At 71.1% G+C, this 12,844-nt stretch carries 9 protein-coding genes and 2 tRNA genes; 2 read left to right on the top strand and 9 right to left on the bottom strand.

Annotated elements, in window-relative coordinates:
• The first annotated feature begins 21 nt into the window (after positions 1-21).
• Positions 22-954, top strand: a complete 933-nt coding sequence (locus IPJ59_RS03950; protein WP_293269813.1) for a hypothetical protein — start codon at positions 22-24, stop codon at positions 952-954.
• A gap of 44 nt (positions 955-998) precedes the next feature.
• On the opposite strand, the gene IPJ59_RS03945 is transcribed toward IPJ59_RS03950, so the two are convergent.
• From IPJ59_RS03945 to IPJ59_RS03905, 9 genes are all read right to left on the bottom strand, one after another.
• Positions 999-2,057 carry a hypothetical protein gene (locus IPJ59_RS03945; protein ID WP_293269812.1) on the bottom strand — a complete coding sequence of 353 codons (1,059 nt, stop codon included), beginning with the start codon at positions 2,055-2,057 and terminating at the stop codon, positions 999-1,001.
• Between the two features lie 79 nt (positions 2,058-2,136).
• Positions 2,137-3,612, bottom strand: coding sequence for a L,D-transpeptidase (locus IPJ59_RS03940; protein WP_293269811.1), 1,476 nt, complete (start codon positions 3,610-3,612; stop codon positions 2,137-2,139).
• Between the two features lie 76 nt (positions 3,613-3,688).
• Complete coding sequence (locus IPJ59_RS03935) at positions 3,689-5,308, bottom strand: B12-binding domain-containing radical SAM protein (protein WP_293269810.1); 1,620 nt, start codon at positions 5,306-5,308, stop codon at positions 3,689-3,691.
• A gap of 4 nt (positions 5,309-5,312) precedes the next feature.
• Positions 5,313-6,323, bottom strand: a complete 1,011-nt coding sequence (locus IPJ59_RS03930) for a hypothetical protein (protein WP_293252661.1) — start codon at positions 6,321-6,323, stop codon at positions 5,313-5,315.
• 59 nt (positions 6,324-6,382) lie between these two features.
• Positions 6,383-6,991 (bottom strand): hypothetical protein, encoded by a 609-nt coding sequence (locus IPJ59_RS03925; RefSeq protein WP_293252664.1) that lies wholly within the window; start codon positions 6,989-6,991, stop codon positions 6,383-6,385.
• Positions 6,992-7,182: 191 nt separating this feature from the next.
• Positions 7,183-8,085, bottom strand: a complete 903-nt coding sequence (locus IPJ59_RS03920) for an N-formylglutamate amidohydrolase (RefSeq protein WP_293269808.1) — start codon at positions 8,083-8,085, stop codon at positions 7,183-7,185.
• 111 nt (positions 8,086-8,196) lie between these two features.
• Positions 8,197-10,038 (bottom strand): M61 family metallopeptidase, encoded by a 1,842-nt coding sequence (locus tag IPJ59_RS03915; protein WP_293269806.1) that lies wholly within the window; start codon positions 10,036-10,038, stop codon positions 8,197-8,199.
• 638 nt (positions 10,039-10,676) lie between these two features.
• A tRNA-Glu gene (locus IPJ59_RS03910) sits at positions 10,677-10,748 on the bottom strand.
• Positions 10,749-10,796: 48 nt separating this feature from the next.
• A tRNA-Gln gene (locus IPJ59_RS03905) sits at positions 10,797-10,867 on the bottom strand.
• A gap of 151 nt (positions 10,868-11,018) precedes the next feature.
• On the opposite strand from IPJ59_RS03905, the gene ggt reads away from it, so the two are divergent.
• Positions 11,019-12,830 carry a gamma-glutamyltransferase gene (ggt, locus tag IPJ59_RS03900; protein WP_293269805.1) on the top strand — a complete coding sequence of 604 codons (1,812 nt, stop codon included), beginning with the start codon at positions 11,019-11,021 and terminating at the stop codon, positions 12,828-12,830.
• Positions 12,831-12,844 lie beyond the last annotated feature (14 nt).

Here is a 12,844-nt window from a genome sequence, read left to right as displayed (position 1 = left end):
AGGTCGGCGAAGCTCGTGGTCATGAGCGTGGTGAGCCTCGGCTGTGCGCCGGAGCTGCCGATCGCGGAGCCGCGGGCGGAGGCTGTCGCGGCGATCGCTGGCGCGGAGACCTTGCCGGCGGAGCTGCAGGCGTTGGGGGTGGCGATCGATCCGCGCTGGGCGGCGGCGGCGACGATCTGGGTGGTCGCGGAGTACTGGCAAGGCACCTATCCGTGTCGCCCGGGGCCGGATGGGTCGCTCGACATGATCTTGCAGGACGCGTTCACGCCGACGCGGGTGCTGCGGGGGACGCTGGCGGCGCGGTCGATCGACGTCGACGCGGCGGCGCTGCAGGGGCCGAGCTACCCGGCGGGCCTGACCCCGGGGCGCAGCTACCTGCTGCTGCTGGCGCCGACGCCGGAGATCGCGGCGCGGCTGGCGGATCCCGAGGGGATGTTGTCGATGTACGAGCGCCTCGATCGCGCGCAGGTCGTGGCGGTGATCGACCTGTCCCAAAGTGCAGCTGAGCGGGCGAGCGAGCAGGTGCAGGCCAGCCGCAGCGGGACGCGCGAGGGGGTGCGCTTCGACCCGCAACGCTGGGCGGCGGCCCGGGCGGCGCCGGCGATCACGGCGGCGGAGCACGGGGCGCTGGCTCGCTTCATCGCGGCGGAGCTGCTGGCGCGGCCGGGAGCGTCGGTGGCCGAGCTGCGGGCGTGGCTGGGGGCGCCGGACGTGCAGCAGCGTCGCGGCGAGGCGCTGCTGTACCGCTACTGGCTGGCCCGGCCGCGCTACGAGCAGCCCGAGGCGGGGGCGCTGTATGGGCAGGTCGAGCTGCGCTTCGTTCGCGAGCAGTTGATCGAGGGGAGCGTGCGGTACTTTCGCTGGGAAGTGCGGCCGGACGTGAGGACGTCCATCGAGGTGCCCGCCGAGGGGCTGCGCGAGCGCGGGCTGGCGGCGGTGGTGCTGCAGCGCTGAGGGGGGCTCAGCGGGGCCTTGGGTGGGCGGCGGGCCCAGCGGGCTCAGCTGGCCTTCGGCGGGGCGGCGGGCGCGGGGGCGACGGCAGGGGCTTCAGCGCCGGCGGGCGGGGCTTCGCCTGCCGCATCGGCCCCACCCGTGGGCGCTGCGCCGGGCTGGCAGTCCTCGCCGCCGACGTAGTCCGGGTGGCAGGGGTCGCTGATGTCCTGGGTCTGCTTGATCGCGTTGGCGGCGGCGGGGGCGACGGGCGCAGCGGTGGACTTGGACCAGGTGACGTCGAGGCCGGCGAAGGTGGTGCTGTTGCCGGGATCGAAGACCCGGCGGTCGCGCACGAGCTTGTGCAGGTAGCGGTCGCCGTGGGCGAAGTAGGCGGTGGTCGTGGTCTCCTTGGTGACCTCGTGGCTGCCGGTCTTCGCGGTGGTGACCTCCTTCTCGGTCTCCGAGATGGTGAGCTTGGTGAGGTCGGTGTTGGTGGCGCTCTCGCGGAAGAAGCCGTCGACCTTGGTGGTGACGACGGCCTCGAGGTAGCGGCCGAGCTTGCCCTTGCGACCGCGGGTCTTGTCGTCCTTCCAGGTGTCGGCGATCTTCAGCGGGCGCTGCGGGACCGAGAGGAAGGCGGTCTCGAGGGTGTCGAGGGCCTCCTGCAGGACGGCGCGCAGGTCGTCCGGGAGGTCTTCAGGGAGCTCGGGCATGTAGAGGATCTTGCCGCTCTCGTCGACGTTGAAGTCGACCTCGAGGCCCTGGAGCTGGCTGGTGGCCTTGTTGACGAGGGCGGTGATGCTGATCGGGGAGGCGCCGGGGAGGCCCCAGCGGATGTCGACGTTGCTGTAGCGAGCGGTGACCTTGGTGCCGCCGTGGGCCGCGTCGGGGCCGCGCACCGAGAGGGTGACGTCGAAGCTGAAGCCGCGGGCGATCTTGTTGCTGCTCGTGCCGACGACGGTCTCCTTGCTGATGACCTTGCCCTTGTAGATCTGGCCGGGGCTGAGGTCGTAGGCGAGGGTGACGCCGCTGCCGGGCGCCTCGATCTTCTGCATGTTCTTGTCGCCGCAGGCGAGGGCAGGCGCGGCGCACAGAGTCAGGAGGACGAGCAGGCGGCGAAACATGGCCGGCAAGGTACGCGGACGCGCGCACAGCGACAAGGGGCCGCGCCGTGGGGCGGTGAGCGCTGCGGGTCGCGTCGGCTCACGTGCCCTGGGCGTGGCCGGCGACGCTGGCAGGGACGGCGGCGGCGCCTTCCGGTGGAGCGAGGGGGTCCTGGGCCTTCGCCGCGGCCTCGGCCCGGCGCTGCTCGGCGAGCTCGAGCTTGGCCTTCTCCTCCTCGGGGTCGGGCGGGCCGATCGGTCGCTCCTGAATGAACTGCTGGTCGGGCGGGAGGCTCGAGTCGCGGACGTGGACGACGACGCTGCGCGCGAGCTCGCTGGGGATGAAGCCGGTCCACGCGGCGGGCAAGACCGGGGAGACCCAGTCGAACATGAAGCGGGCGTCCCGCGGGGCGAGGTTGACGCAGCCGTGGCTGCGGCGGTTGCCGAAGCGATCGTGCCAGTAGGCGCCGTGGAGGGCGTTGTGGCCCTGGAACAGGAGCACCCACGGGACGTGCTCGACCATGTAGGGCTTGTCCTCGTAGTCCTGGTTGGCCATCGTCATGCTCGCGACCTTGGCCCAGATCGGGTAGTTGCCACGCGGGGTGGGCGAGCCCTTGCCGGAGGAGACGAGGGTCGTGTAGACGGGCGTGCGGCCGCGGTAGGCGACGAGGACCTGCTCGCCGAGGTCGACGTCGATCCACTGATCGTGACCGAGGCGCACGCGGCTGTCGCCGAGCACGCCCTCGGGCGGCTCGATGATCATGACCTCGGCGAGGTTGCTGGCGTGGATCCACTGGCCCTCGGCGATCTGCCAGTAGCGATCGGGGTCGGACTCGCCGGACTCCTCGAGCAGGGCGACGCGGGCCCGTAGCGGGAGCACGCCGACCTGCGTCGACTTGCGATCGGCCTCGCTGTAGACGGGGGTCTTGTCGCGCAGGGTCCAGGCGAAGGCGGGGCCGGCAGCGGGGCCGCCAGGCTGGGGCGCGAGCGGGACGCCGACCCAGTCGGAGCCCTGACCGAGCCAGCCGAGGCCCTGCTTGGCGACCAGCATGCCGTCGACGGTCTCGATGTAGGGGACGCCAGCGACGTCGAGGCTGCGGGCGACGGCGAGGTTGGAGCCGGCGCCGAGGGTGCGGGCGGGCTTGCCGGCGAGCACGTCGGCGGTGGAGGCGTAGATCGGGGCCGACTCGCCGCGGGTGAGCACGTAGTCGTAGGGGAGGCGGCGATCTTTGGCGAGGGGCAGGGCGCTGCCGAGAGCGGGTGGGGCCTTGCTGCGGCGCACGTGCTCGGAGCAGACGAAGCCGTAGGGGTAGACGGCGTACCAGGGCTTGCCGTGGCAGCCGCCGCTGTCGCGGCTGGCGACCTGGCCGCGGACGATCAGGCGAGCGCCGCGGGCGAGGGTGGCGACCCGCTTGGCGGGGACCCAGGGGCGCACGCGGATGCCGGTCTCGGACCAGTGCGTCTCGACGATCTGCAGCTCGCTGGGGCTGAGCGCGGGCGGGTCGCCGTCACCGGGCTCGACGCGCTCGAGCGCGGCGAGGGTGCGAAGGACGACGAGCGCTGCGGCGAGGGACACGGCGGGAACCTATCATCGGCCGGGAGGGGCCGCACGTGCAACGCACGCGCCGCTGCGGGGCATTCCGCGGTCGCGGTCAGAGCAGGATCGGGAGGCCGCGCGGGCGATCGGCGGCCTTGCCCTTGCGGCGGGCGCGGGCGGCCTCGTCGCCGTACTTCAGGGTGCGCGTGGAGGGCGGGGCGTCGGCGAAGGCCCGCAGCCAGTCGGCGTAGCGAGCCCCGGCGTGGACGGCCTGGATCGCAGCGTGGCCGGCTTCGGGGCCGCCCTGGGCCAGGAAGTACTCGATGTGGGCCCAGCGTGGCGACTGCGGGCGGGTCTCGACCTTGCCGCGCAGGCCCTCGCGGATCCTCCGCAGGCGATCCTCCGCGAGCTTGACGCCGAGGAAGGGCTGGCCGTCGAGGGGGGTGTTTCGCTTGGCGACGAATGTGGAGAAGGTGAGGACCAGGCGCTGGATCTTGCCGATCTCGAGGGCGAGGCGGACGAGCTCGTCGGCGTCGGCGTCGGTCTCGCCAGGGGCTCCCATCATCTCGTAGATCTTCATGCGGTGGAAGCCATGCTCGTGGATCAGACTGGCGGCGCGGACGAGGTGCTCCTCCTTGATCTTGCGCTCGAGCAAAAGGCGCATGCGCTCGCTGATGCCGTCCGATGCGACGGTGATCGTGCGGTGGCCGCTGCGCTGCATGTCGCTGAGGAAGCGTGGAGTCAGGCGATCGGCGCGCAGGCTCGAGATGCTGACGGAGCGGCCGCTGTCCACCAGGGCGGCGACCAGGGCCTCGAGCTCGGGGTGGTCGGTGACGGCTGCGCCGACCAGGCCGACCTTGCGGGCGTGATCGGGGACGAGGCCCAGCGGGGTGGCCATCGGCAGCAGGCGCATGCCGCCGTTGGTCGAGACGCGCATGACACAGAAGCTGCACTTGCGCGAGCAGCCGCGCTCGGGCTCGACGAGGAACATGTCGGCGAGCTCGGTGTCGGGGGTGAGGATCGCGGAGTGGGCGGGCAGTCGCTCGAGCGGAGCCTTGGCCGGCTCGGGGAGCTCGGACCAGCGGCCTGTATCGACCTCGCCGAGGCAGGCGTGCGGGCGGTCGGCGGCGGCCTCGATCGCGGCGCGGCGACGCGGGGTGGCGAGGATCGCGTCGATGGCGGCGGGCAGCAGCTCCTCGCACTCGCCGGAGAGCAGCACGTCGACGAAGGGGAGCAGGATGCTGGGGTTGGAGAAGGTGAGCGGGCCGCCAGCGATGACGATCGGGTCGTGCTCACCACGGTCGGCGGCGAGCAGCGGGATGCCGGCGCCCTCGAGCAGGCGGATGACGCCGGTGATCTCGAGCTCGTAGGCCATCGACAGGCCGACGATGCGGTAGCTCGACAGCGGGCGCTCGGCCTCGTAGGTGAGGATCGGTCGCCGCGGTTGCGGCCACTCGAGGGCCATCGCCTCCCACGCGTCGGGCAGGAAGGCCCGGTGAGCGCCGACGCCGTGCTCATGCAAGATCCGATAGAGGGTCTGGAAGCCGAGGCTCGACATGCCGGCGCGGTAGGGGCTGGGGTAAGCCAGCGCGACCTCCGAGGGCCGGTGCATGCCGAGTGTGCCGACCTCGCGGGCGAGGCGGCGGCGTAGGTGCTCGCGCTCGTCGTCGTGGCCGTGGCCCCGTCCGTGTCCGCGAGCGTTCGCGCCGTCGCTGCGGGGGGAGACGGGACGCATCCGCTCAGAAGTGGAGGGCCAGCGAACCGGCCGCGCCGCCACCGGGCAGCGGGGCGGCACCGATGCCGCCAAGCTGCACGCCGTGGCCAGGGCGGTTGGCGTAGAAGCCCTTGCCCTTCTTCTTGTTGCCGCGGTCGATGACGATCATCACCAGGCCGCCGACGAGCATGGCGCCGCCAGCAGCGAGCAGGATCGGGGTGACGAGGTTTAGGGTCTTGAGCGACTTGATGTCGCCGTTGACGGAGTCGTTGAAGCGACCCTGCGGGAAGCCGGTGGCGCCGGCGATCGAGCCAGCGTCATGGACGGCGGCGGCGTCCTCGATCGACTTGGCCTTGCCCTTGGCGGCGAGCATGGTGCCGATGCCGCCGCCCATGGCGCCGACGCCGAGGACAGCAAGCACGACGCCGCCGATGAGCAGGCCGGAGGCGCCGCGCTTCTTGGGCGCGTCGTCTTCGCCGCTGTCACTACCGCCACCGCGACCCTTCTTCTCGAGCAGCGGGTCCTCGCTGTCGCTGGCGGGTGCGCTGGAGCTGGGCGTGGGGTTGGTGGTCGGGGCGGGGCCGCCGGTGACGCACTCTTTGTTGCCCTCGGCCTTGCCGAGCAGCTCCTGGGCCTTCTTGCGGAGATCCTCGTTGGCGGTCTCCTTGACGAGGAAGAGCTCGAGGTACTGCTTGACGCGGGCGCAGTCCCGCAGCTCCCACGAGTCCTGGCCGATGTTGAAGGCGAAGATGTGCTTGTCGGGGGCGAACGAGTAGGCCTGCTCGAACTTGATGACCGAGTTGAAAAAGTCCTCGGCCTCGTGGGCGGCGCGGGCCTCGGTGAACAGCTTCTTGGCCCACTTGAGCCGCTCCTCGGCGGAGACCGCGTTGGGGTCCGGGGGTTGGTCGGCCGTCGCCGCTGCGCTGCCGCTGGGCGGCGGGGGCGGTGGGGGCGGCGGCGCAGCCTGGGCCACTGAGGACGCGACCAGGGAGGAACAGAGTGCGAGTGACAGCGAGCTGCGCAGCGATCGGGACATGGAAGGGGGCTCTCCTCGGCGGGAAGCGAAAGCGTGGGAGGGATCGGGGCGCGAAGCGGTCAGCCGAAGGGGTCGACGACTTCACTCTTCTTCTTGGTGGGCTCGGCCTTCTTGGTGCCACCGCCACCACCGCCACCACTGGGCTTCTTGGGCTTCTTCGTGGTCTTCTTGCCAGCGTCGGCGTCGGGCGTGGCGGGCGGGGTGCCGGCGGCGGCGACGGTGTTCGGATCGCCGGGCTGACCGGGGATGGGTTGGCCGGGCTGACCGGGGATGGGCTGGCCCGGGATGGGCTGTCCCGGGAGACCTGTCCCTACGGGCAGGCCGGGCTGGCCAGGCTGGACCATGCCGACCTGGCCAGGCTGGCCGGGCTGGCCGGGAATGGGCTGGCCGGCGACAGGTTGCGGCGGCGGAGGCGTGGGCGTCTCCTTCTTCGCTTCGGCCACGGGCGGGGTCTTGTCCGCCTTTTTCTCGTCGTCGCCGCCGCCGCGGAAGATCATGGCGATGGCGATGACGATGCCAGCGAAGCCGATGCCGCCGCCGATGGCGATCGGCATGACGTTGCTCTTTGGCGGTGGCGCGTCGTAGGCCGGCGCGTGGTAGACCTCTTGCTGGATCGGGGCTGGCGGCGGTGGCTCGGGCTCCGGCTCAGGTTCCGGCTCGGGAACCATCGTCGGGGTCATGGCCAGCTCGTCGACGAGTTGCCCTAGAAGATCATCAAACGCATCGGCGTTGTCGCGTTGGGATTTTGGTGCTGCCACGGTGATTCTCCTTCGGGCCGAAGGTGACGATCGATGTTAGCCTCTTGAGCTGCGGCGACACAAGGGTTCGCCGCAAGGCGCGGTTCGGGATCGGGGCGGGATCAGAGCGGGATTGGTGGGGGGCTGGGTGCTTCGGAGCACAGAGCAGTGGTGGAACGCGGCGAAATGACGGCCGCGAGGGCCGCAACGAGGGATTTCACACGGTATAGCAGCGCCAGTGGGGCGGTCGCCGGAGGGGCCACGGGACGGATCTCGGGGCGTGGTTCGGGGCGTAACTCCGGGTAGAGGCGCAGGCTGGCCTCGTCCATATAGAGGGCGCGATTCACCTCGAGCTGCAACGCGTGCACGCCGAGCTCGGGTCTACCGAACTTCCGGACCAGTTCGCCGCCGCGGTAGGGGTCGTTGAGGCGGACGTTGAGTTGTCTGCCCCACGGGTCGGGTGCTGAGAGGGCTGCGAGCGCTGCGGCCTCGAGTTCGGGGCTGCAGGCGCCGCCCTCGAAGGTGCCGAGGACGAGGTCGCCCGGGATGCTGCTCGGCATGCTGTGGGCTTCCAGCAGCACGGCATGGCCGAAGCGGGCGCGGCGTCGGGCGAGCAGGAGTTCGATGGCGCGGTGGTAGGGGTCGTAATAGCGGTGGAGGCGGCGCTGGAGTTCGGCGTACGGGAGGGTGCCGGCGAGGATCTGGACGTTGCCGAGTGCGGTCCGCCAGATGAGGCCGCGGTTGTGGACTGCCGGTCGTGTGCCCACGCCGGTGGCCCACGGTGGTTGGCGGGGGCGCGGTGCGGGGTGGTCAGGGACGAGGGTGGGGCTCACGTCGTCGGCGGCGCGGTTGAGGTCGATGAGGGTGCGGGTGAAGCGGGCGCGGACCGTCGCGGCCCCGAGGGCGGCGGCGTCGGGGTAGAGCTGGTCGACGGCGAGGTCGGCGTTGCGGGCGAAGTCGATGGTGGGGCGCGGGTGGGGCTCATCGGTGGGCCACTCGAGGCCGACGTGTAGGAAACTGATCACGAGCGGGGACCTGTGCACCGCGGGGGTGAACACGAGGCCAGGGCGCTGTGGGATCGAGGCCCAGAGCGGCCGCGTCGAGGGTCTCTCGGGCGGCGTCATCGGCGGGATCGATCATGAGTCATTCCAGGGTCTTCGAGACCAGCGGTGAAAGTTTTGCTGGATCGCCTCGGAGGGGTCCTTGAGGCGCTCGACGAGGGGGGTGTCACGGGCGCCGGCGAAGCGCAGGCCGAGGCTGAGGACGCGTTCACGGCGGGTGACCAGCAGCTCGGCCGGTTCGCCTGGGATCAGGTGATCCCAGACCCGGGCGGCGCGAGTGCTGCGTAGGCGCAGCCAGGCGCCGCCGACGGGGCGCGCCGCGAGCAGCTCGTCGCCCGCCGCGAGTCCGGCGGCCTCGGCCGGGCTGCCTGCGAGGACGTTCTGGACCCACGGGGCGCCGCCGCGATCCTGAAGGATGAAGCCGAGGTCGAGGGCGCCGGGGTCGGCTGGCTTTGTGGACAGGTGCAGGCCGAGCACCGGGAGGAGCCCCCACTCGAGCTCGCCGGGCTGCTCCCAGGTTGCGCGCAGCCAGGCGGGTGGCGGGGTGCCGGCTTCGGAGGCCAGAACATTGATGAAGTCATCGACTTCAAAGCCTGGAGAACGATAGATCTTCTCGGCGCTTCCCCAGGGTGTGGAGCGGGCCTCGGCGGTGCGCCAGAGGGTCGCGAGGACGGCGTCGAGGCCGTCGCCCTTGGGCCGCTCGTGGCGCAGCCAGAGGTCGATGAGCAGGCCGACGAGGCTGCCCTTGAGGTAGTAGCTGACGGATGCGTTGGGGCTGTCGTCCTGCGGGCGGTAGAGCTTGATCCAGGCGTCGAAGCTGGCGTCGGCGATCGACTGGACGTGGCGGCCGGGGATGTTGGCGAGGCGGCCGATGTCGTCGCCGAGGCGGCGCAGGAAGGTGGCGACCGGCATCTGGCCGCTGCGGAGGACGCAGAGGCGGTCGTAGTAGCTGGTCAGGCCCTCGAGCAGCCAGAGCTCGCGGGTGTAGTTCTCGCGGTGGTAGTCGAAGGGGCCGAGGATCGCCGGGCGCAGGCGCTTGCCGTTCCAGGCGTGGAACAGCTCGTGGGCGGCGAGCTCGAGGAAGTCGAGGAGGCCGTCGTCGGCGTCGCCGGTGGGGGTGCTGCCGGCACGCTCGTTGCGCAGGGCGGGGGCGAAGCGCTCCGGGTCGACGCCGAGGACGCTGCCGAACAGGTGCTCGAGCCCGCCGACGGCGCCGACCGTGGCGTGGACGATGAAGGTGTAGTGGTCGTAGGGGCGGCTGGGCCAGGTTGCCTCGACCTGGCCCAGGACCGGCGCGAGACGGCGCAGCACGAGGGCGGGCAGCGGCTCGCCCCAGACGGCCATGCGCATGTGCTCGCAGGGGGCGGGAAGGCGGCAGATCTGGAGCTGGCCGGCCTCGATCGGGGTGTCGAGGAGGGTGTCGAGGTCAGGGACTTCGAGGGTGAATCGGCCAGGGCTGCGGGCTTCACTGGCCGGGTCGGCGCACAGGCTGATGGCGTCCCAGCCGGCGGGGAGGGCGAGCTCGATCTGGTAGGGGCCCGCGAGGTCGGCCGGGATGAGGAAGATCTGGGCCGGATGGAGGAAGGCGTGGGTGGCGTCGTGGTGGGCGGTGCGGACGCTGAGCTCGTGGGCGTGGACCGTGTAATCGATGCGCACGCGTTGCCCCGGTTGGGCCTCGACCTGCCAGCTGTCCTTGTGCACCTTGGTGAGCTGGGCCGGCTGGCCATCGACCTCAGCGTGAAGGGCGCGGATGTTGCGGGCGTACTCGCGGACGAGATACGAGCCCGGGGTCCAGGCCGCCATCCAAACGGTACAGCCGGGGTCTTCAGACGTGGCTGGTGTCGGGGCGAGGAACTCGAGGCGAACAGTGACCAGGTGGCTCCCGGGCTCGGGGAACGAGATCTGGTAGGTCACCACGGTCGACAGGATACCTGGCGCGGCCAAGCGCACCGAGCTTTGTGCCGAGCGCGGGGGTCGGCTCGGGATCGCGGCCCTGTGGAGCGTTCGCGGAGGCCTCGGAGTTCCGGCGCTGTGGGCCGGAGTTTTCGCGGGGGGCAGGCTCGGACGGCAGTGACTCCGAGCCTACCCCGCGTGTCCGGCCTGCTGCGGCTCGAAGTCGATGCGTAGATTTTTTTTCGCGTGGGCCGGAAAACTGCGGGGGATCCGGTTTCAAAGTCGATGTCCTTGCAAGGGCCATCGCTTCGGCCCGCGCGCCCCTGGTTGGAGCTTCGGCTCCGGCTGGGTGGGTCGGCGCGATGACCTCGCAGATCCTCCGCACCTGATGTGTGAACTGCACGCCGTAGTACCCCGAGTCGCGGGGGCTGCGGCGTGACGCTTTGGTTCACCGGAGGCGGCGACCGCAGGACGCAAAAGAGGAGGCTCCGGATCGTGAGATCTGGAGGTGGCGACCGCAGGACGCGAGAGAAGGCCCCGGATCGTGAGATCCGGAGGTGGCGACCGCGGGACGAGAAAAGCCCCGGATCGTGAGATCCGGAGGTGGCGACCGCAGGACACAAGAAAAAGCCCCGGATCGTGAGATCCGGGGCTTTTGAGAGTGACCCTGCCGGGAATCGAACCCGGGCTTTCGGCGTGAGAGGCCAACGTCCTAACCGCTAGACAACAGGGCCGTGTTTTCAGATTAATGGATAAGCGAGGGTGACAAAAAGGAGTGTTAGTTCGGGGACAAGGATTCGAACCTTGATAGGCGGAATCAGAATCCGCAGTCCTACCATTAGACGATCCCCGAATGTCCTTCGTGGGATTCGGGAAGTGCCCCGAGCGCGGGGGAATGTGCCCGGGCTTTCGGGCGGTGTCAAGACCACTTCGTGACAAGTTGGGGTGGGGGGTCACGCGGGTTGGGGTCCGCGCGCATCCGGGGTGCGCTAGGGTCGGGCAGCATGACCCGTCGCGCCCGCTTCTCGTCGCCTTTGCTGTTGGCCGTGATTCTCGCGGGTTGTACGCCCGCGCGGACGGCGACCACGGCCGAGACTCCGCCCACGTCCGGCGAGCCCGCAGGCCCGGTGACGCCGGCTGGTGTGGGGGAGGCGAGCAAGCGATCTCTCCCGGCCCACGACGCGAGTGATCCGGCGACGGCGGTCGGGATCCATGGCGCTGTCAGCTCGGCCGAGGCGCACGCGAGCGAGGTGGGGCTGGCGATCTTGAAGCGCGGGGGGAATGCGGTCGACGCGGCGATCGCAGTGGGCTTCGCGCTGGCGGTGACACACCCGTCGGCGGGCAACCTCGGCGGCGGTGGCTTCATGGTCGTGCGCATGGCCGACGGCAAGACGGCGGCGCTCGACTACCGCGAGGTCGCGCCGGGGGCCGCGACGCGGGACATGTACCTCGACGCGAAGGGCAACCCGACGCGGGCGAGCGTCGACGGTGCGAAGGCGGCGGGGATCCCCGGCACGGTCGCCGGGCTGGCGCTGGCGCACGAGCGCTTCGGGACGATCACGTGGGCCGAGCTGGTGGCGCCGGCGATCAAGCTGGCGCACGACGGGCACACGCTCGACAGCTTCCACGCGGAGGATCTGAGCAACGGCGCGGAGCGGATGACCAAGCTGGGCTTTGCCGACTCGGCGGCGATCTACCGCAAGCCGGATGGCGGCGCCTTCGCGGCGGGCGATCGCTGGACGCAGCCGGATCTGGCGCGGACGCTCGAGCAGGTGGCGAAGGACCCGCGCAGCTTCTATGAGGGGCCGCTGGCGCAGGCGATGGCCGACAAGGTGCGCGGGCTCGGCGGGATCTGGAGCGCGGAGGATCTGAAGGGCTACCGCGCGATCGCCCGCGAGCCGATCGTATTCACGTACCGCGGGGTCGAGGTGGTGACGATGCCGCCGCCGTCGGCGGGTGGGGTGGTGCTGCGGCAGCTGCTGGCGGCGAGCGAGATCCTCGAGATCCACAAGTACCCGTGGCACAGCGTCGACGAGATCCACCTCTACGTGGAGGCGGCGCGGCGCACCTACGCGGACCGCAACTTCCTGCTCGGCGATCCGGCGTTCGTGGCGGTCCCGCTGGCGCGGCTGCTCGACGCGACCTACCTGCGCGAGCGCCTGGCCGACGTCGACCTGGCCCACGCGACGCCGTCGAGCAAGGTCCGCGCCGGGCTGCCGCAGGGCAAGGAGTCGACGCAGACGACGCACTACAGCGTGGTCGACGACGCGGGCAACGCGGTGGCGCAGACCTACACGCTGAACACGAGCTTCGGGGCGAAGGTGGTGGTGCCGGGCACGGGGGTGCTCCTCAACAACGAGATGGACGACTTCGCGGTCAAGCCGGGGACGCCGAACACGTACGGGCTGGTGCAGGGCGAGCAGAACAAGATCGTGGCGGGCAAGCGGATGCTGTCGAGCATGACGCCGACGATCCTGGTGAAGGACGGGCAGCTACGGGCGGTCGTCGGCACACCGGGCGGGTCGACGATCTCGACGACGGTGACGCAGATCGTCCGGGCGCTGCTCGACTACGGTGTGACGCTGGACGTGGCCGTGAAGGCGCCGCGGGTGCACCACCAGTGGATGCCGGATCGCATCGTCGCCGAGCCGACGCTCGACCCGGCGACGGTGGCCGGCCTGAAGGCGCGGGGGCACGAGATCGCGGAGTGGGGGTCGATCGGCCACGCGAACTGCATCGAGGTCGACCCGGCGACGCAGGGCTACCGGGCGGTCGCCGACGCGGCGCGCGACGGGGGGGCGGCGGTCGCGTATTGATCGCGGTCGGGTCG

The sequence above is a fragment of the Nannocystis sp. genome, from assembly GCF_016714285.1.
Taxonomy (GTDB): Bacteria; Myxococcota_A; Polyangia; order Nannocystales; family Nannocystaceae; genus Nannocystis.
The sequence above is the reverse complement of the archived record's forward strand: the minus strand, read 5'-3'. Positions and strand labels throughout refer to the sequence as shown.

Excerpts from the sequence above, each read along its gene's own strand:
- IPJ59_RS03950 (WP_293269813.1), top strand. The coding sequence starts at position 22 with ATGAGCGTGGTGAGCCTCGGCTGTGCGCCGGAGCTGCCGATCGCGGAG.
- IPJ59_RS03930 (WP_293252661.1), bottom strand. The coding sequence starts at position 6,323 with ATGTCCCGATCGCTGCGCAGCTCGCTGTCACTCGCACTCTGTTCCTCC.
- ggt (WP_293269805.1), top strand. The coding sequence starts at position 11,019 with ATGACCCGTCGCGCCCGCTTCTCGTCGCCTTTGCTGTTGGCCGTGATT.
- IPJ59_RS03945 (WP_293269812.1), bottom strand. The coding sequence starts at position 2,057 with ATGTTTCGCCGCCTGCTCGTCCTCCTGACTCTGTGCGCCGCGCCTGCC.
- IPJ59_RS03935 (WP_293269810.1), bottom strand. The coding sequence starts at position 5,308 with ATGCGTCCCGTCTCCCCCCGCAGCGACGGCGCGAACGCTCGCGGACAC.
- IPJ59_RS03925 (WP_293252664.1), bottom strand. The coding sequence starts at position 6,991 with ATGGTTCCCGAGCCGGAACCTGAGCCGGAGCCCGAGCCACCGCCGCCA.